Genomic DNA, 21,358 nt, shown 5'->3' with positions numbered 1-21,358 from the left:
CAGCTTCCCGCGCGGGGCCCTCCAGTACCCTTGAGGTACGACTGCGCTGGGTATGACTTGAGAGGAACATGTGATGCTCCTCATCCTCACGATCACCTTCGCTCTCGCCGTCGTCACTCCCTGGATCGTCGATCGTGTCGGCCCGAAGGCCTTCTACGGTCTGGCTCTCGTCCCGGCCGGCACCTTCGTCGCCACGGCCGCCTCGCTGCCGACCGTCCTCGCCGGCGGTGAGATCCGCGAGCGGGTGGAGTGGATCCCCTCCCTCGACATCGCCCTCTCCTTCCGGCTCGACGCTCTCTCGACGGTGCTCGCCCTCGTGGTCAGCGGAGTCGGCGCCCTCGTCCTCGCGTACTGCGCGAGCTACTTCCGCCGAGACGAGCCGTCGCTCGGGCGCTTCGCCGCCCTGCTGTTCGCCTTCGCCGGCGTGATGTACGGGCTGGTCACCGCCGACGACGTGATCATCCTCTTCGTCTTCTGGGAGGCGACGAGCGTTCTCTCCTACCTCCTGATCGGCCACTACAGCGGTCGCAAGGAGAGCCGCGGAGCAGGGCTCCAGGCCCTTCTCGTCACCACGCTCGGCGGACTGGCGATGCTCGTCGGCGTCGTGATCCTGATCGTGCAGGCGGGCACGACGAGCCTCGAGGGCATCGTCGCCGCCGCGCCGTCCGGCCCGATCGTGTCGGTCGCACTCGTGCTGGTGCTGCTCGGCGCGTTCTCGAAGTCGGCGCTGGTCCCGTTCCACTTCTGGCTCCCGGCCGCGATGGCCGCGCCCACTCCGGTCAGCGCGTATCTGCACGCCGCGGCGATGGTGAAGGCGGGCATCTACCTCGTCGCCCGCCTCGCGCCCGGCTTCGCCGACGACTCCGTCTGGCTGCCCGTGATCGTCTGCGTCGGGGTGTGGACGATGCTGGTCGGCGGCTGGCGCTCGCTGCGTCAGTACGACCTCAAGCTCGTACTCGCCTACGGCACCGTCAGCCAGCTCGGCTTCCTCACGGTCGCCGTCGGCTTCGGCTCGCGCGACTCCGCCCTCGCCGGCCTCACGCTCCTGATCGGCCACGCGCTCTTCAAGGCTCTGCTCTTCCTCGTCGTCGGCATCGTCGACCACCGCGCCGGCACCCGCGACCTGCGCAAGCTCAGCGGGCTCGGCCGGCAGGCGCCCGTGCTCGCCGCCGCCGCCCTGATCGGCGTGCTCTCGATGGCCGGCCTCCCGCCCCTGCTCGGCTTCGTCGCCAAGGAGGCCGTCTTCACGAGCCTTCTCGAGGCAGGCGAGCAGGGCTCGGTCTGGGCCTGGGTCGCGCTGATCGGGCTGATCCTGGGGTCGATCCTCACGGTCGCCTACTCGGCTCGCTTCTTCTGGGGCGCCTTCGCCCGCAAGAAGGGCCTCGAGGACACCGAGCTGCACGCCGAGTCGTGGACCTTCACCGCCGCCCCGGTCGTCCTCGCTGTCGCGAGCGTGGCCGGAGGCGTCGCCGCGTCGGCCATCGACCCGCTCGTCGCCGTCTACGCCGACACCCTGCCGCTCGCCGCAGCAGACGCCGACCCCGCGCTGGCGGCGGAGGCTCTCGCCGAGCACGGCACCTACCACCTGGCCCTCTGGCACGGCGTCGAGCCGGCGCTGGGCCTGAGCGCCCTGGTCATCGCGATCGGGCTCCTCCTCTTCTCGAAGCGGGTCGCCGTCGCGAGGGCGCAGTCGCTGCTGCCCAACCGCATCGACTCCGCTGAGGGCTACTGGGCGACGGTCCGCTGGCTCGACCGCGTCTCGAGCACGGTGACCGAGTTCGTGCAGCGCGGCTCGCTCCCCCGCTATCTCACCGTGATCTTCGCGGTCTTCTTCGTCGGAGCGGGCACCGCCTCGGCCCTCAACCGCACCTGGCCCGAGGAGCTCGTCTTCTGGGACAGCCCCGGTCAGCTGGCCGTCGCCGCGGTGATGATCGTCGCCGCGATCCTCTGCGCGATCGCCCGCAACCGCGTCGCCGCGGTGCTGCTCGCCGGCGCCACCGGCTACGGGATGGTCGCCCTCTTCGCCCTGCAGGGCGCCCCCGACCTCGCCCTCACCCAGGCCCTCATCGAGACGGTAACCCTGGTGGTCTTCGTGCTCGTGCTGCGCCGCCTCCCGACGCGGATCGCGCAGAAGCACCAGCCGATGCGCAAGCGCCTGCGCGCGGTCATCGGCATCTCGGTCGGCGCCGTGATGGCCGTCGTCGCGGCGATCGCGCTCGGCGCCCGCACCGCCGTGCCGATCTCGGCCGAGCTGCCCCGCCTCGCCTACGAGGAGGGCAAGGGCCGCAACATCGTCAACGTCCTGCTCGTCGACATCCGCGCCTGGGACACGATGGGCGAGATCTCGGTCCTCGTCGTCGTGGCCACGGGCGTCGCGAGCCTGATCTTCCTCTCGAGCAGGGCAGGAGGCGCGCCCCGCCTCGAGTCGCAGAGTGCGGCAGACCGCGCCGAGCGCGCCCTCGACCTCACCGCCCCCGCGAAGGACGCCGACCGCGGCTCCTGGCTCGTCGCCGGGCGCACGCTGCGCCCCGAGAACCGCTCGATCGTCCTCGAGGTGCTGGTGCGCCTCCTGTTCCACCCCGCGATGATCGTCTCGGTCTACCTGCTCTTCACCGGCCACAACACCCCGGGCGGAGGCTTCGCGGGCGGCCTGCTCGCCGGTCTCGCTCTCGTCGCGCGTTATCTCGCCGGAGGCCGCTTCGAGCTCGGCGAGGCCGCGCCGATCGACGCCGGCAAGGTGCTCGGCCTGGGGCTGCTCTTCGCGGTGGGCACCGCGGTGTCCTCGCTCGTCTTCGGGTTGCAGGTGCTCGAGTCGAGCTGGCTCGACCTCGAGGTGCCGATCCTCGGCGAGCTGCACCTGGGCACCTCCACCCTCTTCGACATCGGGGTCTACCTCATCGTGATCGGTCTGGCCCTCGACATCCTCCGCAGCCTCGGCGGCGAGGTCGACCGCCACGGCGAGGAGGCCGAGAGCGGTGCGGCCTCGGGCGACGGCGTCACCCACTCGACGGACAGCACGCCGGGACCGGGCGACGGCACGGTCGACGGGCTCGAGACGAAGCTCCCGACCGGCTCGACGGTCGTCGGCGGCCCCGGGCGGGGGGACGACGCGTGAGCATCACCCTCGTCCTCGTCGTCGTGATGGCGGTGCTGTACGCCGCGGGCGTCTACCAGATGCTCGAGCGCAGCCTCACCCGCATCCTGATCGGCTTCCTCCTGATCGGCAACGCGACCAACATCCTGATCCTGCTGATGGCGGGGCGGTCCGGAGTCGCTCCGTTCGTCACCGACGACGGCCGCTCCTACGAGCAGATCGCCGACGAGATGGCCGATCCGCTCCCCCAGGCCCTGATCCTCACGGCGATCGTGATCACGTTCGGAGTCTCGGCCTTCCTCCTCGCGATGATCTACCGGCGCTGGCGCCTCGCCAACGCCGACCAGGTCGAGGACGACGAGACCGACACCTCGGTCCGCGCCGATGCGGCCGGTATCTCGGCGCAGACCACGGCCGACGACCGCGCCCTCGACGTGCTGCTCGAGTCGAGCGACGAGGGCACGGCGGCCAAGCACGCCGAGAGCGCCATGACCGATGACAGGAAGGAGGACCGATGACCGCGCTGATCCCCCTCGTCGTCACCCTCCCCCTGCTGGGTGCTGCGCTCGCGCTGATCCTCGGCCGCCACCGTCGTGCGCAGATCCTCGTCAACATCGTGACGCTCTCGGCGGTCCTCGTGATCTCGTGCGTGATGCTCGTGATCGTGCTCGCGGGCGACGGAGGCGGCGACGCCGTCTACGTGGGCGGCTGGGAGCCGCCGTGGGGCATCGTGCTGGTCGTCGATCCGCTGGCCGCGCTGATGCTCGTGATCACGTCGATCACGCTGCTCGGCGTCCTGCTGTTCTCGGTGGGACAGGGTCTCGTCGACGGCAACCGCGAGACTCCGGTCACGATCTTCCACCCGACCTACCTGATCCTCTCGGCGGGCATCCTCAACGCCTTCGTCGCGGGCGACCTCTTCAACCTCTACGTCGGCTTCGAGATCCTCCTCGCAGCCAGCTACGTCCTGATCACCCTCGGCGGCACCGCGCCGCGCATCCGGGCGGGCACGACCTACGTGGTCGTGAGCCTGGTCTCGAGTGTCTTCTTCCTCTCGGCGATCGGCCTGCTGTACGGCGCGACCGGCACCGTCAACATGGCGCAGCTGTCGATCCGCATCGCCGAGCTGCCCGCCGACGTGCAGATGGTGCTGCACGTGATGCTCCTGCTGGGCTTCGGGATCAAGGCGGCGGTCTTCCCGCTGTCGTTCTGGCTGCCGGACTCGTACCCGACCGCCCCGGCCCCCGTCACGGCGGTGTTCGCAGGCCTGCTCACCAAGGTCGGCGTCTACGCGCTGATCCGCACCGAGACGCTGCTGTTCCCGGGAGGTGCGCTCAGCGAGGTCCTGCTGGTCGTCGCCCTGCTCACCCTGATCGTCGGCATCCTCGGCGCGGTCGCGCAGGCCGACATCAAGCGGATGCTCTCCTTCACGCTCGTCTCGCACATCGGCTACATGGTGTTCGGCATCGCGATCGGCACCCCGGCGGGCTACGCGGCGACGATCTTCTACGTGATCCACCACATCACCGTGCAGACGACGCTGTTCCTGGCCACGGGACTCATCGAGCGCGTCGGAGGGACGACCTCGATCCTCCGACTCGGCGGGCTGCTCAAGGCCTCGCCGCTGCTCGCGCTGCTGTACTTCATCCCCGCGATGAACCTGGGCGGCATCCCTCCCTTCACCGGGTTCCTGGGCAAGGTCGGCCTGTTCGTCGCCGGCACGGAGTCGGCCGTCGAGCAGCCGAACTGGCTGGTCTGGGCCGTCATCGGTGCCGGAGCGGTGACCTCGCTGCTCACCCTCTACGCCGTCGCGCGTGTCTGGAACATGGCGTTCTGGCGCCGCCAGGAGGAGGTGCCCGGCTACGAGTCGCCGCTGATCGACCAGCTGCAGGAGGATCCGCACGACACCGGCACCGTCCGCACCCGCCACTCGCCGCCGATGATGGTGCTCGCGACGGCCGGCATGGTGCTCGTCAGCGTCGTGCTGACGATCGGCGCCGGACCGCTCTACGAGGCGAGCGAGCGGGCCTCCGAGGCGATCGCCGACCCCTCCACCTACATCGCGACCGTCTACCGCGACTCGTCCTTCGGAGAGGAGGGGCCCCGATGAGCCCGCGCCGCCGTGTCGACTTCTGGAACCGCTTCGCGATGTTCGTCACCCTCGTCGGCATCTGGGTGCTGCTCTGGGACGACGTCTCGGTCCTCTCGATCGTCTCGGGATTCCTCGTCGCCCTCCTGATCACGCGGGTCTTCTACCTGCCGCCGGTCGAGTTCTCGAACCGGGTGAACCCCTGGTGCCTGCTGGTGTTCCTCCTCCGTCTGGCCGCCGACATCGCGATCGCCTCGGTCAAGGTCTCGTGGCAGATCCTCACGCTGCCGGTGCCGGTGCACAACGCGATCGTCGCCGTGCACCTGCGCAGCCGCTCCGAGGGGATGCTCGTCTGGACCACCGAGGCCGTCTCACTCGTCCCCGGCTCCCTCGTGATCGACGTCGACCCGCAGCAGAACGTGCTGTACCTGCACGTGCTGGGCGTCACCCACGACGAGGGTCACCGGATCGAGGAGGTGCGCCGCACCGTGCTGCAGACCGAGGCGCGCATCGTCCGCGCGATCGGCTCGCGCGAGGACGTCGCACGCGTCAACCAGCCGCTCGGCGAGGGAGCGGGGGCGCTGCGATGATCGACTGGCTCGCCTGGATCCTCGTCCCCCTGTTCGGAGCGGCGACCCTGCTCTCCCTGATCCGCATCCTCCGCGGACCCTCGATCCTCGACCGGGTCGTCGCCGCCGACGTGCTCGTCGCGACGATCATCTGCGGCCTGGGTGCCGAGATGGCGGTCAACCAGCACGCGACGACGCTGCCCGTCGCCCTCGGGCTCGCGCTGTTCGCGGTCTTCGGATCGATCAGCGTCGCGAAGTTCATGGCCAACCGCGAGGAGGACTGAGATGGACCTCTTCTGGGACATCGTCACGGGCGTGCTCGTCACCGCCGGCGCCGTGCTGTCGCTGGTCGCCGCGATCGGGCTGCTCCGTTTCGACGACCTGCTCTCGCGGATGCACGCCGGCACCAAGCCTCAGGTGCTTGGGCTGATCTGCGTGATGCTGGCCGTCGCCATCCGCAATCCCGGCTTCGCCGCAGCGGGCACCGTGGTGCTGGTCATCGGATTCCAGCTGCTGACCGTCCCCGTCTCGGCGCACATGGTCGGCCGCGCGGCCTATCGCGCCGAGGCGGTCTCGATGGGGTACCTCGTCGCCGACGAGCTCGCCGACGCGGTCAGCCGGGCCGACGAGCAGGCGCACTCGGGGCCGGAGTCGGGGCACGCCTCCGAGGAGGCCGCTGAACGCTCGACCGCGCCGCAGCCCGAGGACGAGGACGGGCCGGCCGCGAAGGCCTAGGGCCTAGGCCTGCTGCAGCTGCGCGATCGGCTGCGCGCCCGTCATGGAGCGCGCGGCGAAGCCTCCGATCGCCACGGTCACCGCGACGAGTCCGCCGATCAGCAGCACGAGCAGAGGGACGACCCAGAGCAGGGCCCTCCGGCGTCGGGCTCGGGCCTGGTCGGGGGTCTCATCGCTCACCCGTCGACCCTAGGGCCTCGACGCGCTGAGCTCGCGGGACAGGCTGCCGATACCCTTGATTCCATGACCCTGGACTCCGCTCTCTCCGGCGCGCCCGAGAACTCCTCCGACACCACGAGCCGCCCGGGCTCGGAGTGGTGGCGCACGGCGGTCATCTACCAGATCTACCCGCGCTCCTTCGCGGACTCGAACGGCGACGGCATCGGCGATCTGCTCGGCATCACCTCCCGACTCGACAGCCTCGCCGAGCTCGGAGTCGACGCGATCTGGCTCTCGCCGTTCATGACCTCTCCGCAGAGGGACGCCGGCTACGACGTCGCCGACTACTGCGACGTCGATCCGCTCTTCGGCACCCTCGCCGACTTCGACGCGATGCTCGCGCGGGCGCACGCCCTCGGCATCCGCATCATCGTCGACCTCGTCCCCAACCACTCCTCGAGTGCCCACCGGTGGTTCCAGGAGGCGCTCGCGGCCCCCGCGGGCAGCGCCGAGCGGGCGCGCTACCTCTTCCGCGACGGCCGCGGCACCTCGGGAGAGCTGCCCCCGAACAACTGGGAGTCGGTCTTCGGCGGCCCCGCCTGGACCCGCGTCACCGAGCCCGACGGCGCGGCCGGTCAGTGGTACCTGCACCTGTTCGACACCTCGCAGCCCGACTTCGACTGGACGAACGAGTGGGTGCGCGAGCGCTTCCGCGAGGTCCTGCGCTTCTGGCTCGACCGCGGCGTCGACGGCTTCCGCGTCGACGTGGCGCACGGCATGATCAAGGCCGACGGGCTGCCCGACTACACCCCGCCCGCCGACAGCGGCTCCATGGGAGGCGTCGCCCCGTCCGACGGCGAGGATCCGGTCACCGCGCCCTACTGGGCCCAGGACGGCGTGCACGAGATCTACCGCGACTGGCACGAGCTGCTCGCCGAGTACCCCGACGACCGCGTGCTCTGCGCGGAGGCGTGGGTGCAGCCGCTCTCGAAGCTCGCGCGCTGGGTCCGCCCCGACGAGATGCACCAGGCCTTCAACTTCGCCTACCTCGAGACGCCGTGGGCCGGGCCCGCTCTGCGCGACATCGTCGACGCCTCGCTCACCGCCTTCGCCCGGGTCGGCGCCCCGTCGACCTGGGTCCTCTCGAACCACGACGTCGTGCGTCACGCCAGCCGCCTGGCGCTGACGTCCGACAATCCGCAGGGCTACGGCATCGGACCGCGCACCCCCGGACTGCCCGACCCCGTGCTGGGGCTGCGGCGTGCCCGCGCCGCGACCGCGCTGATGCTGGCGCTCCCCGGTTCGGCTTACGTCTACCAGGGCGAGGAGCTCGGCCTGCCCGAGGCGATCGACCTGCCCGACGAGGCCCGCCAGGATCCGACCTGGTTCCGCACGCACGGCGAGCGCTACGGGCGCGACGGCTGCCGGGTGCCCCTGCCCTGGGAGGCGGCCGACCCCGCCTACGGCTTCAGCGGCTCCGGCGCCTCGTGGCTGCCGCAGCCGGGTGACTGGGCGCCGTTCGCGCGCGACGCCCAGCGCGGTGTCGAGGGGTCGACGCTCGAGCTCTACCGGTCGCTGCTCGCGGTGCGCGGTGCCGAGCGTCTCGGCGAAGGTGCCGTCGAGTGGCTCGAGGGCTTCCCGGAGGAGGTGGTCGCGTTCCGCAACGGCGCCGTCACCGTGATCGCGAACACGGGCTCCGACCCTGTCGAGCTGCCGGTGGGCACGGTGCTGGTCGCGTCGGAGGAGCTGCACGAGCCGGCACTACCGGGCGACACGACGGTCTGGCTCCGCGCCGACTGACAGGTGCGTGCTCCCGCGGGGCGCAGGTGCGGTCTGCAGGAGCACGTGCGATCTGCAGGAGGTGCGGGTGCGATCTGCAGGCGATCCCGGCCGTGCGAGTCGTTCGACACGGGTGGAAGCGCTCTCAGCGACTTATCACCTGCAGACCGCACTCCGACTCCTGCAGACGGCACGAACGCCTGCAGACCGCACTCGACCGACCGGATGTCAGGTCGCGCGGCGGCCGCGCGATCAGCGGTTCGCGTTCTCCTTGAGCCAGAGGTACGAGTCGACCTTCGTCGTCCCGTCGAGGCGGATCTCGAAGTGCAGGTGCGGCCCGGTCGACATGCCGGTCGTGCCGACGAGCCCGAGCAGCTGGCCGACCTTGACGGGGTCGCCCTCGCTGACCGCCGCCGAGCCGTGCTGCATGTGCGCGTACACGCTCGAGACCAGCTCGCCGTCGATCTCGTGGTCGATGATCACGTGCACGCCGAGCGAGCCCTCGCCGTCGATCACCGTGCGGACGACGCCGTCGGCGATCGCCTGGATCGGCGAGCCGTCGCCCGGGTTGAAGTCGGTGCCGCCGTGGTTCACGGAGCAGCCGGCGCAGTTGCGGTAGCCGAAGCGGTCGCCGACCGGGACGCCCACCGCGAACGGCCACTGGACCGAGGCGTTGGGATCGTTGGTGAACCCCGAGTCGGACGTCCGGCCGATCGCTGCGACGTTCGTCTGGGTCTTCCGCTCCTGCACGCCGAACCCGTCGCGCGCCACCGTCTCGGCGCTGACCTCGCCGGTGGTGAACGACTGCGAGTCGCGGGCCTCGTCCGAGGTGATCGATGCCATCCCCTGCGCCTGCACGTCCTCGGCCGTCAGCAGCGAGGTCGCCGGCACCGAGGTCGCCGCGATGATGGCCGCGGCGAACGAGACGGCGACGAGTCCACCGAGGCGGCGGCCACCGCGCACGGGGCGCAACGGCGCGACCCGGGGAGCGGCGACAGGGGCGGGCGGAGTCGTGCGCGACGCGGCGACGCGGCGCTCTGCGTCGCGCAGCTCGGCGGGGCTCGCCGAGACTCCCTCCGACGAGACCTCGGCGGCGAGTACCGCGGCACGCTCGCGCTCACGTGCCTCGCGCCGCGAGAGGGGTGGGGTCGATTCGCCGGGGGTCGATGCGGAGGCAGCGGTGGAGGGCGAATCGAGGCTCACGAAATCGGGATCTTCCGTCGGGGTCGGGGAGGGGGAGAGTGCTGCGTCAGGGGTCGAAGCGCTTCCCGGGCATCCGTGATCGCATCCTGTGCGATTATCACGAATTCATAAAGGATACCCACAGCGGCCCGATCCGACCAGAGCCGGCCCTCGTCACGCTCGATTCGAGCTCGACAGCACCGACGGGTGGCGCCTCCGTTGCGCGGGGATGCATGCGCCTGCATCAGTCGCGCGCAGGTCAGACGTCGTCCGCCCTCAACCGACGCAGCACCGCCTCGAGCTCGCCGAACAGCGGGTCGGGCGCCGCGATCAGCAGCTCCGAGCTCGCCGCGCGTCCGCCGAAGCCCTCGACGCGCACGCCCGCCTCCTGCGCGATCAGGGCGCCAGCCGCGAGGTCCCACGGGTTGAGCCCGCGCTCGAAGTACGCGTTCAGCTGTCCCGTCGCGACCGCGCAGAGATCGAGCGCCGCGGATCCGATCCGCCGGATATCGCGCACCTCTCCGAGCAGCTCCTGCACCACCGCGCCCTGACGCATCCGCCGGCCCGCGTCGTAGCCGAAGCCCGTCCCCACCAGCGCGAGCGAGAGGGAGGCCGGCGGTACCGCGCGCAGAGCGACTCCGTCGCGCTCGGCGCCCTCTCCCCCGGCGGCCGTCCACACCTCGCCGGTGGCACCGTTGACGACTGCTCCGGCGAGCGCCGTCCACGTCGCCGGGTCGGGCTCGCCCTCGACGACCGCGATGCTCACCGCGTACGAGGGGATGCCGTACAGGTAGTTGACCGTGCCGTCGATCGGATCGACGACCCACGTGAGCCCACTCGTCCCTCCTCCGCCGCCCGACTCCTCCCCGAGGAACGCGTCATCGGGCCGAGCCTCGGCGAGACGGCGCCGGATGAGCTGCTCGACCTCGCGGTCGGCGGCCGTGACCACGTCCTCGGGCGACGACTTCGACGCCGCGATCTCGACTCCGTCCTGCCGACGCTGCCGGGCGAGATGCGCAGCCTCCACGGCGATCGATCGGGCGATGGCGAGGAGGGACGCGTTGGCACTCATGCGCCCAGCCTAGGGACCGGCGCGCGGAGGATCATGGAGAGCATGAGCACTCAGCAGCCGATCGCCGTCACCGGAGTGACGGGAGCCGTGGGCGGCCGCGTCGCCCGCCTCCTCGCCGAGGAGGGCCTCCCCCTCCGTCTCCTCGCCCGCGACCCCTCGCGCGCGCCCGTGCTCCCCGGAGCCGAGACCAGGCGCGCCTCCTTCACCGACGTCGGCGACGCGCTCAGCGGCGTGCGACTGCTGCTGATGGTCTCGGCCGCGGAGCAGGAGGACCGCCTCTCGGAGCACCTCGCGCTGGTCGCCACCGCCGCGGAGGCCGGCGTCGAGCACATCGTCTACACCTCCTTCGTCGGCGCGTCCCCGACCGCGACCTTCACGCTCGCCCGCGATCACGCCGCGACGGAGGAGGCGATCCGCGCGTCGGGCATGGCCTGGACCTTCCTCCGCGACAACCTCTACCTCGACTTCATGTCGGAGATGCTCGGCGAGGACGGCGCGATCCGCGGACCGGCGGGTGAGGGCAGGGCGGCGATCGTCGCGCGTGCGGATGTCGCCCGCACGGCCGCCGCGATCCTCCGCTCTCCGGAGGAGCACCGGGGCGCCACCTACGAGCTCACCGGCCCCGAGGCCGTCACCTTCGCCGAGATCGCGGCGACCCTGACCGCGGCCGGCCGCCCCGCCGCCTTCATCGACGAGACCCTCGACGAGGCCTACGCATCGCGCGCCCGCTGGAACGCGCCGCCCTGGCAGCTCGATGCCTGGGTCAGCACCTACACGGCCGTCGCCGCCGGCGAGCTGGAGCAGGTGAGCGGAGACGTCGAGCGCCTGACCGGCCGCCCTCCCCTGTCGCTCGGGCAGTTCCTCGCCGTGGATCCGCCCGCCTCTCTCTGACCGCTGCCCGGCGGCGTCGTCGCGCGGATCCACAACTCAGGCTGGACGACCCGAATCGCGATGAAATCGGCGATTCGCAGCATCCAGCCTCAGTTGTGAGGCAGGTGCTCGGCACAGCACCACCGCCGGCACGGAAAAAGCCCCGCCGACCCCCTCCAGGAGGCGATCGCGGGGCTTCCGGAGCTCTGCACTCCGAGGGACGGTTCCGGCAGACGCTCCATCCGGGGACGAGGAGCTTCAGCACACGAAACACACCAGAATCGCTGGTTGTAGTGCGTGGAGTGGCGAGTGAGGGATTCGAACCCCCGAAGGCTACGCCGTCTGATTTACAGTCAGATCCCTTTGGCCGCTAGGGTAACTCGCCGTGGCGCACCCGGCCGCGAGGCTGGCTCTGACCGGAGGCGCTGGACAAGGATACCCACGCGGCCGGTGGATCGGAAATCGAGCGCGCCCGGTCACTCCGTCGCCGCCGCATAGCGCGAGGCCGCCTCGGCGACCTTGCCCGCGTAGCTCGCCGCGGGGTTGTAGGCCGCGATCGCCGCGCGCCAGCCCGACTCGGTCGAGAGGTCGCCGCCCGCCTCGCACAGGTAGCGCGCCGCGGTGACGGCCTGCTGATCGACGTTCTGCGGGTCCCAGCCGGTCGACGCCCACGCCATCCAGGTGGCCGGGATGATCTGCAGCGGTCCCATCGCGCGGTCGACCTCGGGGTCGCCGTCGAGCGCTCCGCCGTCGTTGTCCTCGACGAGGTCGAACTGCGTGCCGTCCAGGCGGGGGCCGTAGATCGGCTCGGAGGGGCGGCCGTCCTCGCCGAGGACACCGCCGAAGATCGTCCCGTGCCGGCTCTCGACGTAGCCGATGCCGGCGAGCGTCGCCCAGTCGAGCCGACAGCCGGGGTCGACGGAGGAGGTGAGGAGCGCGGCGCCCGCGTAGGCGGTGAGCGCTCGCTCGGGGATGCCGCTCCCCTCCGCCGCGCTCGACAGCCAGTCGGCGCGGGTGAGGAGCCGCACCGGCGTCGCCGCGGTCTCGTCCGCGTCCTCGAGCAGCGCGGGGTCGGCGGCGGCGGGGGCGCTCACCGTCGGCGGCACCGTGCTCACACCGGCCTCGTAGTCGACGGAGGAGGAGGGCGCCGAGGGAGCGCAGCCCGCGAGCAGCGCAGCGACGAGCGGCACGACGAGCAGGGATGGGAGGCGGCGCACCCTCCAGTGTTATCAGGCGTGCCTGCGCACCAGCACCAGCGGTGCCTGCGCATCGGCCCCGCAGCCCCCGAAAGCTAAGCTCGGAGGCATGGCAGATTCAACGTTCGACGTCGTCAGCAAGGTCGACAAGATGGAGGCGGACAACGCCCTGAACCAGGCCCACAAGGAGGTCGAGCAGCGCTACGACTTCAAGAACGTCGGCGCCTCGATCGCCTGGAGCGGCGAGAAGATCCTGATCAAGGCCAACACCGAGGAGCGCGCGAACGCCATCCTCGACGTGTTCCAGACGAAGCTGATCAAGCGCGGCATCAGCCTCAAGAGCCTCGACTCGGGCGAGCCCTTCGCCTCGGGCAAGGAGTACCGGATCGAGTCGACCCTCAAGGACGGCATCGATCAGGAGCACGCGAAGAAGATCAACAAGCTGATCCGCGACGAGGCGCCCAAGTCGGTCAAGTCGCAGATCCAGGGCGACGAGCTCCGCGTCTCCTCCAAGAGCCGCGACGACCTGCAGGCGACGATGGCGCTGCTGCGCGGGGCCGATCTCGACCTCGACCTCCAGTTCGTCAACTTCCGCTGAGGCATGTCGAACGCAACGGACATCTCGACTCCCGGCATCGACGTCCCCGATCGTCGAGGCCGCACCGGCCTCGACGGCGAGGGCTACGACCTCACCGGCAACCCGGATGTCGTGGTGAAGCAGGTGACCCTGCTCTCCAGCCACTGGTACATCCTCCGCACCACCGAGTTCGAGTACCGGCACCGCGACGGCCGCTGGACCACCGAGCACCGCGAGACGTACGACCGGGGCAACGGCGCGGCCGTGCTGCTCTTCGACCCCGACGCACGCACGGTCGTGCTGGTCCGCCAGTTCCGCTACCCCACCTACGTCAACGGCAACCTCGACGGCATGCTCCTCGAGGTGCCGGCCGGGCTCCTCGACGAGGACGGCCCGGAGGAGGGCGCCCGCCGCGAGGCGGAGGAGGAGACCGGCCTCGAGATCGGCCGCCTCGAGCACGTTTTCGACTCGTACATGAGCCCGGGCTCGATCACCGAGAAGCTGCACTTCTTCGCCGGCCGCTACCGCGCGGGCTCGCGCGAGGGCGCCTACGCGGGTCTCGCCGACGAGGGCGAGGACACCGAGCTGGTCGAGCTCTCGTTCGACGAGGCGCTCGCCCAGATCGGCGTGCAGATCGTCGACGCCAAGACGATCATGCTGCTGCAGTGGGCTGCCCTGAAGGGCCCCTTCGCGCGCTGACGCGGCGTCGGCGAGGGAACCCCGAACCGTCGAGGAGTCCCGGAACGGGCGGTGACGGTCCGGCGTTCCCTCGGTGCTCAGCCGACGTAGGCGCGCAGCGCCCGCGCGGTGAGGGTGTCGGCGTCGGCGACGAGTGCCGACGGCGTCCCCTCGAAGACGATCGAGCCGCCCTCGTGGCCGGCGCCGGGTCCCACGTCGATGATCCAGTCGGCGTGCGCCATCAGCGCCTGGTGGTGCTCGATCACGATCACCGAGTTGCCGGAGTCGACCAGCCGGTCGAGCAGGCCCAGCAGGTTGTCGACATCGGCCAGGTGCAGCCCGGTCGTCGGCTCGTCGAGGATGTAGACCGAGCCCTTCGAGGCCATGTTGATGGCCAGCTTCAGTCGCTGCCGCTCGCCGCCCGAGAGCGTGTTGAGCGGCTGCCCGAGGGTGATGTAGCCGAGGCCGACGTCGACCAGGCGGGCGAGGACCGTGTGCGCCGGCCCCGAGTCGAAGAAGCCGGCCGCCTCGAGGATCGGCATCGAGAGCACCTCGTGGATGTTCCTGCCGTCGAGCCGGTACTCGAGCACCTCGGCGGTGAAGCGCTTGCCCTCGCACTCCTCGCAGACCGAGGAGACCGTCGCGGCCGGGCCCAGCTCGGTGAAGATCAGCCCCGCGCCCTTGCAGACCGGGCAGGCGCCGGCGGAGTTGGCGCTGAACAGCGCGGGCTTGACCTTGTTGGCCTTCGCGAAGGCGGCGCGGATGGAGTCCAGCACGCCCGTGTAGGTGGCCGGATTGCTCCGCCGCGACCCGCGGATGGGCGACTGATCGGCGACGATCACCCCCTCGCGCTTCGCCAGCGAGCCGTGGATGAGCGAGGACTTGCCCGACCCCGCGACTCCCGTCACCACGGCCAGCACTCCCAGCGGCACGTCGACGTCGACACCGCGGAGGTTGTGGGTCGCGGCCCCGCGGATCTCGGCGACGCCGCGCGGAGAGCGGACGGCGGACTTGAGCGGCACCCGGTGCTCGAGGTGGCGCCCCGTCAGGGTGTCCGACCCGCGGAGCTCCTCGACCGACCCCTCGAAGCGGATCTCGCCGCCGTGCGCGCCGGCGCGGGGCCCCAGGTCGACGACGTGGTCGGCCATCCGGATGATCTCGGGCTTGTGCTCGACGACGAGCACCGTGTTGCCCTTGTCGCGGAGCCGGCGGAGCAGCTCGACCACCCGCGACACGTCGTGCGGATGCAGGCCCGCCGTCGGCTCGTCGAAGACGTAGGTGATGTCGGTCAGGCTCGAGCCGAGGTGCCGCACCATCTTGACCCGCTGCGCCTCGCCTCCCGAGAGGGTGCCCGACTCGCGATCGAGCGAGAGGTATCCCAGCCCGACCTGCACCAGCGAGTCGAGCGTGCCGAGCAGCGCGTCGACGATCGGAGCGACCGAGGCGTCCTCGACGGTGCGCAGCCACTCGGCCAGATCGGTCGCCTGCATCGACGAGCACTCCGCGATGTTCCGCCCGGCGATCAGGGAGGAGAGCGCCGCCCGCGTCAGCCGCGCTCCGCCGCACTCGGGGCAGTCGGCGAAGGTGGCCACCCGCTCGGCGAAGGCGCGGATGTGCGCCTGCGCCGCCTCCTTCGCGAGGTAGAGCCTGGTCACCTTGACCACGAGCCCCTCGTAGGTGAGGTTCATGCCCGCGATCGCCATCTTGGCGGACGGGTGGTACAGGAAGTCGTCGAGCTGCTGCGGGGTGAAGTCGGCGATCGGCACGTCGGCGGGGTACAGGCCCGATTCGGCGAGGCTCTTCCAGTACCAGCCGCCGACGACGAAGTTGGGGATCGCGTCGAGCGCTCCGCCGTCGAGCGACTTCGAGCGGTCGAAGAGCGCGTCGAGGTCGATGTCGGAGACGCGCCCCGTGCCCTCGCACCGCGGGCACATCCCCTCGGGCAGGTTGAACGAGAAGGCGCCGCTGGTGCCCACGTGGGGGTCGCCGATGCGACTGAAGAGGATGCGCAGCATCGTGTACGCATCGGTCGCGGTGCCGACCGTCGAGCGGGCGTTCGAGCCCATCCGCTCCTGATCGACCACGATCGTGGCCGAGAGCCCGTCGAGCGACTCGACATCGGGGCGGGCGGGCGAGCCCATGAACTGCTGGAGGAACGCGGAGTAGGTCTCGTTGATCAGTCGCTGCGACTCGGCCGCGATCGTGCCGAACACCAGGGACGACTTGCCCGAGCCCGAGACACCGGTGAAGACCGTGATGCGGCGCTTGGGGATGTCGACGTCGACCCCGCGCAGGTTGTTCTGCCGGGCGCCGCGCACCCGGATGACGTCGTGCGGGCCTTGCGTGCTCATGGCGTCCCCGTCCTCGTGGTTGCCCGAATGGTACGGGAGCCCACCGACATCCGCGCGACGACGGCGAAGGGCCCCCCGGATCGCTCCGGAGGGCCCTCGATCGAGCGGTGTCAGCGCGCGACGACCTCGGACCGCGAGATCGCGATCATGTCCTCGCGCGGCACGACCTTGACGCGCACGCGACCCTCGGGCGCACCGAGCGCCATCTCGTGCTCGTCGAGACGGTGCCAGCCGTCGAGGTCGGTGTACGGGACCTCGCGCTCCTCGAGGAGGGCGACGATCGCCGACTCCTCGGGGTGCGCCGGCGTCCACCACGAGGCCTGGTCGTTGAGCACGTGCCCGACGGTCTCCATCGCGTCGGACTTCGTGTGGCCGATGAGCCCGACCGGTCCGCGCTTGATCCAGCCGGTCGCGTAGACGCCGTGGACCGGCTGGTCCTCGTCGTCCAGGACCATTCCCTCACGGTTCGGGATCACTCCGCGGCGCTCGTCGAACGGCAGGCCGTCGAGAGGCGAGCCGAAGTAGCCGACAGCGCGGTAGACGGCCTGCACCGGCACCTCGCGGATCTCGCCCGTGCCGCGCACACCGCCCTCGCCGTCGGGCTCGGTGCGCTCGTAGCGGATCGCCGCGACGCGCCCCTCGCCGTCGTCGACGAACTCGAGCGGCTTGGCCCAGAAGTGCAGGTGGAGGCGGCGCGACGCGGCCCCGACCTCGCGGGTGCGCCACTGGTTCAGCACCCGGTTGATGACCATGACCTGCTTGTTGGTGTCGATGGCCGCCTGCGAGGCGGGGTCCATCACGAAGTCCTCGTCGGCGACGATCATGTCGACGTCGCGCAGCTCGCCGAGCTCGCGCAGCTCGAGCGGCGTGAACTTCACCTGCGCCGGCCCCCGGCGCCCGAACACGTGGACGTCGGTGACGGGCGAGGCCTTGAGGCCCTCGTAGACGTTCGGCGGAACCTCGGTGGGGAGGAGGTCGTCGGCGTGCTTCGCGAGCATCCGCGACACGTCGAGCGCGACGTTGCCGTTGCCGATCACGGCCACCGAGGACGCCTCGAGCGGCCACGTGCGCGGCACGTCGGGGTGGCCGTCGAACCAGCTGACGAAGTCGGCGGCGCCGTACGAGCCCTCGAGCTCGACGCCCGGGATCTCGAGCGGGGCGTCGCGGATCGCTCCGGTCGAGAAGATCACTGCGTGGTAGTGGCGCTTGAGATCCTCGAGCGTGATATCGGTGCCGAAGTGCACGTTGCCGAAGATCCGGATGTCGCCGCGGTCGAGGACCTCGCGGAGCGCCGTGATGATCCCCTTGATGCGCGGGTGGTCGGGGGCGACTCCGTAGCGCACCAGCCCGTAGGGCGCCGGGAGCTGCTCGAACAGATCGATCGAGACGTCGAACTTCTTCTCGGCCTTGATCATGAGGTCGGCGGCGTAGATGCCCGCGGGACCCGCGCCGACGATGGCCAGCCTGAGCTTGGTCATTGCGTTCCTCCTGCCGGGGCGCAGTGCCGCGCCTCCGGTCTCATAACTGCGGCGCGTGGTGCGCCGCGACGGTAAGGGTCAGCCGTTGCGGTCGACGACCGTGTCGGCGAAGCGCGTGAGCGCCTTGCGGACCGAGCCGTCGGGCAGCGGAGCGAGTGCGGCCACGGCCTCGTCGGCCCAGCGGTGGGCCTCGGCGAGCGTCTGGGTGGTGACGTCGTGGTCGCGCAGCTGGGCGATGGCGTCGGTGATGTCGGCGCTCTGCTCGTCGGTGTGCGCGATCGCATCGTGGGTGCGGCTCACGTAGCTCTCGATGCGCGCGAGCAGCAGGGCCGCCGTCCGATCGGAGGACGCGCGCTCGCGCAGTCGCAGGATGGGCAGCGTCGAGACTCCGGCGCGGATGTCGGTGCCCGGGTTCTTGCCCGTCTCCTCCGGCTGCGGCGAGAGATCGATGACGTCGTCGACGATCTGGAAGGCGACGCCGATCTTCTCGCCGAAGACGCGGACGGCCTCCTCGAACGGCGCGGGCGCCTCCGAGAAGACGACGCCGGTGCGGGCCGCCGCTGCGATCAGCGAGCCGGTCTTGTCGGCCAGGACGCCGAGGTAGTGCTCGACCGGGTCCTCGCCGTCGCTCGGGCCGACGGTCTCGTGCAGCTGCCCGAGGACGAGGCGTTCGAAGGTGTCGGTCTGGAGGCGGATCGCCCGCTCGCCCAGCTCGGTCATCAGCTGGTTGGCGCGCGCGAAGAGCAGGTCACCGGTGAGGATCGCGACGTTGTTGCCCCACACCGTCTGCGCCGACGGGACTCCGCGGCGCTTCTCGGCCTCGTCCATCACGTCGTCGTGGTAGAGCGAGCCGAGGTGGGTGATCTCGATCGCCTGCGCGGCGCTGAGCACCTCGGGGGTGTTGCCGCGGCCGAGCTGCGCGGTGAGCAGGGTCAGCATCGGCCGCACGCGCTTGCCGCCGGCCTCGAGGAGGTAGCGGGTCGAGACGTCGGCGACCGCGTCCGCGAAGGACAGCTGGTGGACCATCCCGGCCTCGACCTGCTCCAGTCCGTCATCGATCGTGCGGGCGAGCGCGCGGTCGGAGGCGGAGGAGAAGATGCGCTCGGAGAGGCCGAGCTGCGCCGTCAGAGACGGGCTGCGGCGGGCGACGGGCGCACTGGCGTTCACACTGAAACCCTAACGTCTCGCCCCGAGGGGGCCCCGGCGCTCATCGGCCGGCGGTGATCGGCTTGATGCCGCGGTGCAGCGCGACGATGCCCGCGGTGAGGTTGCGGTACGCGACGCGCTCGAAACCGGCGTCGCGGAGCCAGGAGGCGACGACCTTCTGCTCGGGCCAGGCCCGGATGGACTCGCCGAGGTAGTCGTAGGCGGGGTCGTTGGAGGAGGCGATCCGCACGATCGCGGGCATCACCTTCGAGAGGTAGAGGTCGTAGGCCGCGGCGAGGGGCTTCGCGGGCGGAGTCGAGAACTCGCAGATCACGATGCGCCCGCCGGGCTTCACCACGCGGAAGAACTCGGCGATCGCCGTGGTGGGCTCGGCGACGTTGCGCAGGCCGAACGAGATCGTGACGGCGTCGAACGAGTCGTCCTCGAACGGCAGGTCCATCGCGTCGGCGTGCACGAACTCGATGCGCTCGTCGTCGGCGTGACGGCGGCGGCCGACCGAGATCATCCCGCGCGAGAAGTCGGCGGCGACGACGCTCGCTCCGGAGCGGGCGAGCGAGGCGCTCGAGGTGCCCGTGCCCGCCGCGACGTCGAGGATCCGCTCACCGGCGGCCGGGTTCACGGCGCGCGTCGTGGCGATCCGCCACAGGTGGTCGTTGCCGACCGAGAGGACCGTGTTGGTCAGGTCGTAAGCGGGCGCCACCGTGTCGAACATGGCTGCGACCTCGTCGGGTCGCTTGGTGAGGTCTGCCTTAGTCACGATCATCGAGTCTAGAGCGGCGGGCGGCGGGGCGGCTGTGCATCCGCCCCGGTCGCACGCCTGTGCAGGGATCGAGAGGTGCCGGAAGCCCGGGGTGCCGGGACCGTCCTGCTCCGCCTAGCCCGACGGTCCCGGACCGGATCAGGCTAGCCCGGCCCTTTCGGCGCGGGCCGGGCGGGCGTGGGACGACCCGTCTTCTGGCGCGGGCGTACTCTGAAGGAGTGACGCTCATCGGCACCGGGGCTCCTCCTCTCCACGTGGACACGACGCCGCTGGACTCCCCGCTCGGGCTCGTGTCCCGCGTGGATCCGCGTCGTCCACTGCTCTGGCAGCGCGGCGGATCGGGTCTCGCGGGCTTCGGTGAGGCGCTGCGCCTCGAGTTCTCGGGGCCCGGCCGCCTGCGCGACGCGGCCGACGCGTGGCGCGCGCTGTCCGCCTCCGCCGTGGTCGCCGACCCAGTCGGGCTGCCCGGCACCGGGCTCGTCGCCTTCGGCGCGTTCGCGTTCTCGAGCCGGTCGTCGGCGCGCAGCGTCCTGATCGTGCCGCGCACCGTCGTCGGTACCCGCGGGGGGCGCTCCTGGGTGACGACCGTCTCGACGAGCGGAGGCGGCGCCGCCATCGAGGCGCCCGCGGCGGCTCCGCTCGGCCCGCGGTACCGCGTCGACCTCGAGCCCGGCGCGATGACGCCCGACGCGTATCGCGCCGCCGTGGCCTCTGCGGTCGCCACCATCCGCTCGGGGTCGCTCGAGAAGGTGGTGCTCGCGCGCGACCTCGTCGGCCGGCTCCCGCTCGACGCCGACCTGCGACACCTCCTGAGCGACTTCGCGACGGGCTACTCCGACTGCTGGACCTTCGCGGTGGACGGCTTCGTCGGAGCGAGTCCCGAGACCCTCGTCGGCGTCGACCACGGTGCGATCACCGCGCGCGTTCTCGCCGGCACCAGCGCCCGCGGAGGCGACGCCGCCGAGGACGCGCGCGTCGCGCAGGCGCTCCTCGACAGCCCGAAGGACCGTTCGGAGCACGCCTTCGCCATCGCGAGTCTGCTTCAGGAGCTGCGACCGCACACCCGCTCACTGACGGTGAGCGACGAGCCGTTCACGCTCGAACTGCCGAACGTCTGGCACCTCGCGACCGATGTCCGCGGCACGCTGGACGATTCCTCCACCGCGCTCGACCTCGTCGACGCCCTGCACCCGACGGCCGCCGTCGCGGGTACCCCGACCGACCGGGCTCTCGCACTGCTGGAGGAGCTGGAGCCCTTCGACCGCGGCCGCTACGCCGGCCCCGTCGGCTGGATCGACGGCAACGGCGACGGCGAGTGGGCCGTGGGCCTGCGCAGCGCCGAGATCGCCGAGGACGGCGGCGTCACGGCATGGGCGGGAGCGGGCATCGTCGCCGACAGCGACCCGGCGTCCGAGCTCGCCGAGACCCGGATGAAGTTCCGCCCGGTGCTCGACGCCCTCGGCGGTGCCGACGGGGCCTGAGCCCCCGCTGCTGCTCGAGTAGCCCCGCAGGGGCGGAACGAGACCCGCCGGCTCCCGCAGATCCGCCTTCTGATCCTGTCTTCCGACGCAGGTGGATCTCGATGCGCGGGCTGCTCGACCA

19 protein-coding genes and 1 tRNA gene are annotated in these 21,358 nt (G+C 71.3%); 11 read left to right on the top strand and 9 right to left on the bottom strand.

Going from position 1 to position 21,358, the window contains the following annotated elements:
- The first annotated feature begins 73 nt into the window (after nt 1–73).
- The 6 genes from ASG06_RS09775 to mnhG are packed head-to-tail and all read left to right on the top strand — an operon-like array spanning nt 74 to nt 6,487.
- Nucleotides 74–3,115, top strand: a complete 3,042-nt coding sequence (locus tag ASG06_RS09775; protein ID WP_082499112.1) for a Na+/H+ antiporter subunit A — start codon at nt 74–76, stop codon at nt 3,113–3,115.
- Complete coding sequence (locus ASG06_RS09770) at nt 3,112–3,612, top strand: Na(+)/H(+) antiporter subunit C (protein WP_056041517.1); 501 nt, start codon at nt 3,112–3,114, stop codon at nt 3,610–3,612. Before ASG06_RS09775 ends, ASG06_RS09770 begins: the two co-directional genes overlap by 4 nt.
- Nucleotides 3,609–5,204: a Na+/H+ antiporter subunit D gene (locus tag ASG06_RS09765; protein ID WP_056041515.1), complete on the top strand. Its 1,596-nt coding sequence runs from the start codon at nt 3,609–3,611 to the stop codon at nt 5,202–5,204. Before ASG06_RS09770 ends, ASG06_RS09765 begins: the two co-directional genes overlap by 4 nt.
- A complete protein-coding gene (locus ASG06_RS09760) occupies nt 5,201–5,773 on the top strand; it encodes a Na+/H+ antiporter subunit E (protein WP_056041512.1) in 573 nt (190 codons plus the stop codon). Before ASG06_RS09765 ends, ASG06_RS09760 begins: the two co-directional genes overlap by 4 nt.
- A complete protein-coding gene (locus tag ASG06_RS09755) occupies nt 5,770–6,036 on the top strand; it encodes a monovalent cation/H+ antiporter complex subunit F (RefSeq protein WP_056041510.1) in 267 nt (88 codons plus the stop codon). Before ASG06_RS09760 ends, ASG06_RS09755 begins: the two co-directional genes overlap by 4 nt.
- Nucleotide 6,037: 1 nt before the next feature.
- Nucleotides 6,038–6,487: a monovalent cation/H(+) antiporter subunit G gene (gene mnhG, locus ASG06_RS09750; RefSeq protein ID WP_082499111.1), complete on the top strand. Its 450-nt coding sequence runs from the start codon at nt 6,038–6,040 to the stop codon at nt 6,485–6,487.
- Nucleotides 6,488–6,490: 3 nt separating this feature from the next.
- Here mnhG and ASG06_RS19975 read toward each other — a convergent pair whose 3' ends face one another.
- On the bottom strand, nt 6,491–6,667 hold the full coding sequence (locus tag ASG06_RS19975) for a hypothetical protein (protein ID WP_156465945.1): 177 nt from the start codon (nt 6,665–6,667) through the stop codon (nt 6,491–6,493).
- Nucleotides 6,668–6,730: 63 nt separating this feature from the next.
- On the opposite strand from ASG06_RS19975, the gene ASG06_RS09745 reads away from it, so the two are divergent.
- A complete protein-coding gene (locus tag ASG06_RS09745) occupies nt 6,731–8,446 on the top strand; it encodes a glycoside hydrolase family 13 protein (protein ID WP_056041508.1) in 1,716 nt (571 codons plus the stop codon).
- 231 nt (nt 8,447–8,677) lie between these two features.
- Here the strand turns inward: ASG06_RS09745 and ASG06_RS20600 are convergent, their stop codons facing one another.
- Nucleotides 8,678–9,628: a M23 family metallopeptidase gene (locus ASG06_RS20600; RefSeq protein ID WP_056041506.1), complete on the bottom strand. Its 951-nt coding sequence runs from the start codon at nt 9,626–9,628 to the stop codon at nt 8,678–8,680.
- Nucleotides 9,629–9,866: 238 nt separating this feature from the next.
- A complete protein-coding gene (locus ASG06_RS09735; protein WP_056041504.1) occupies nt 9,867–10,679 on the bottom strand; it encodes an inositol monophosphatase family protein in 813 nt (270 codons plus the stop codon).
- Nucleotides 10,680–10,721: 42 nt separating this feature from the next.
- Here ASG06_RS09735 and ASG06_RS09730 point away from each other — a divergent pair, with 42 nt between their 5' ends.
- Nucleotides 10,722–11,570, top strand: a complete 849-nt coding sequence (locus ASG06_RS09730) for an SDR family oxidoreductase (RefSeq protein WP_056042523.1) — start codon at nt 10,722–10,724, stop codon at nt 11,568–11,570.
- Between the two features lie 282 nt (nt 11,571–11,852).
- Here the strand turns inward: ASG06_RS09730 and ASG06_RS09725 are convergent.
- Both ASG06_RS09725 and ASG06_RS09720 read right to left on the bottom strand, forming a co-directional pair.
- A tRNA-Tyr gene (locus tag ASG06_RS09725) sits at nt 11,853–11,934 on the bottom strand.
- 91 nt (nt 11,935–12,025) lie between these two features.
- Entirely contained in the window at nt 12,026–12,766 is a 741-nt protein-coding gene (locus tag ASG06_RS09720) for a hypothetical protein (RefSeq protein ID WP_056041502.1), read from the bottom strand.
- A gap of 88 nt (nt 12,767–12,854) precedes the next feature.
- Between ASG06_RS09720 and ASG06_RS09715 the strand changes: the two genes are divergently transcribed.
- Nucleotides 12,855–13,343: a YajQ family cyclic di-GMP-binding protein gene (locus tag ASG06_RS09715; protein WP_056041500.1), complete on the top strand. Its 489-nt coding sequence runs from the start codon at nt 12,855–12,857 to the stop codon at nt 13,341–13,343.
- Between the two features lie 3 nt (nt 13,344–13,346).
- On the top strand, nt 13,347–14,021 hold the full coding sequence (locus ASG06_RS09710; RefSeq protein ID WP_056041498.1) for an NUDIX domain-containing protein: 675 nt from the start codon (nt 13,347–13,349) through the stop codon (nt 14,019–14,021).
- 77 nt (nt 14,022–14,098) lie between these two features.
- Here the strand turns inward: ASG06_RS09710 and ASG06_RS09705 are convergent, their stop codons facing one another.
- The 4 genes from ASG06_RS09705 to ubiE form a co-directional block, all read right to left on the bottom strand.
- The gene (locus tag ASG06_RS09705) at nt 14,099–16,351 is read right to left on the bottom strand and encodes an ATP-binding cassette domain-containing protein (RefSeq protein ID WP_056041496.1); all 2,253 of its coding nucleotides are present in this window, start codon (nt 16,349–16,351) and stop codon (nt 14,099–14,101) included.
- 110 nt (nt 16,352–16,461) lie between these two features.
- Nucleotides 16,462–17,829 (bottom strand): FAD-dependent oxidoreductase, encoded by a 1,368-nt coding sequence (locus ASG06_RS09700; RefSeq protein ID WP_056041494.1) that lies wholly within the window; start codon nt 17,827–17,829, stop codon nt 16,462–16,464.
- 78 nt (nt 17,830–17,907) lie between these two features.
- Nucleotides 17,908–18,996: a polyprenyl synthetase family protein gene (locus ASG06_RS09695; RefSeq protein ID WP_056041491.1), complete on the bottom strand. Its 1,089-nt coding sequence runs from the start codon at nt 18,994–18,996 to the stop codon at nt 17,908–17,910.
- Between the two features lie 40 nt (nt 18,997–19,036).
- Nucleotides 19,037–19,753, bottom strand: coding sequence for a bifunctional demethylmenaquinone methyltransferase/2-methoxy-6-polyprenyl-1,4-benzoquinol methylase UbiE (gene ubiE / locus ASG06_RS09690; RefSeq protein ID WP_231727670.1), 717 nt, complete (start codon nt 19,751–19,753; stop codon nt 19,037–19,039).
- 221 nt (nt 19,754–19,974) lie between these two features.
- Here ubiE and ASG06_RS09685 point away from each other — a divergent pair, with 221 nt between their 5' ends.
- On the top strand, nt 19,975–21,237 hold the full coding sequence (locus ASG06_RS09685) for an isochorismate synthase (RefSeq protein ID WP_231727669.1): 1,263 nt from the start codon (nt 19,975–19,977) through the stop codon (nt 21,235–21,237).
- Nucleotides 21,238–21,358: the final 121 nt, after the last annotated feature.

The organism is Rathayibacter sp. Leaf185 (genome assembly GCF_001423885.1).
Taxonomy (GTDB): domain Bacteria; phylum Actinomycetota; class Actinomycetes; order Actinomycetales; family Microbacteriaceae; genus Rathayibacter.
Note: the sequence above shows the minus strand (reverse complement) of the source record. Positions and strands in the feature narration are given on the sequence as shown.

Excerpts from the sequence above, each read along its gene's own strand:
- ASG06_RS09715 (WP_056041500.1), top strand. The coding sequence starts at position 12,855 with ATGGCAGATTCAACGTTCGACGTCGTCAGCAAGGTCGACAAGATGGAG.
- ASG06_RS09730 (WP_056042523.1), top strand. The coding sequence starts at position 10,722 with ATGAGCACTCAGCAGCCGATCGCCGTCACCGGAGTGACGGGAGCCGTG.
- ASG06_RS09705 (WP_056041496.1), bottom strand. The coding sequence starts at position 16,351 with ATGAGCACGCAAGGCCCGCACGACGTCATCCGGGTGCGCGGCGCCCGG.
- mnhG (WP_082499111.1), top strand. The coding sequence starts at position 6,038 with ATGGACCTCTTCTGGGACATCGTCACGGGCGTGCTCGTCACCGCCGGC.
- ASG06_RS09700 (WP_056041494.1), bottom strand. The coding sequence starts at position 17,829 with ATGACCAAGCTCAGGCTGGCCATCGTCGGCGCGGGTCCCGCGGGCATC.
- ASG06_RS09710 (WP_056041498.1), top strand. The coding sequence starts at position 13,347 with ATGTCGAACGCAACGGACATCTCGACTCCCGGCATCGACGTCCCCGAT.
- ASG06_RS09755 (WP_056041510.1), top strand. The coding sequence starts at position 5,770 with ATGATCGACTGGCTCGCCTGGATCCTCGTCCCCCTGTTCGGAGCGGCG.
- ASG06_RS09760 (WP_056041512.1), top strand. The coding sequence starts at position 5,201 with ATGAGCCCGCGCCGCCGTGTCGACTTCTGGAACCGCTTCGCGATGTTC.
- ASG06_RS09765 (WP_056041515.1), top strand. The coding sequence starts at position 3,609 with ATGACCGCGCTGATCCCCCTCGTCGTCACCCTCCCCCTGCTGGGTGCT.
- ASG06_RS09775 (WP_082499112.1), top strand. The coding sequence starts at position 74 with ATGCTCCTCATCCTCACGATCACCTTCGCTCTCGCCGTCGTCACTCCC.
- ASG06_RS09745 (WP_056041508.1), top strand. The coding sequence starts at position 6,731 with ATGACCCTGGACTCCGCTCTCTCCGGCGCGCCCGAGAACTCCTCCGAC.
- ASG06_RS09735 (WP_056041504.1), bottom strand. The coding sequence starts at position 10,679 with ATGAGTGCCAACGCGTCCCTCCTCGCCATCGCCCGATCGATCGCCGTG.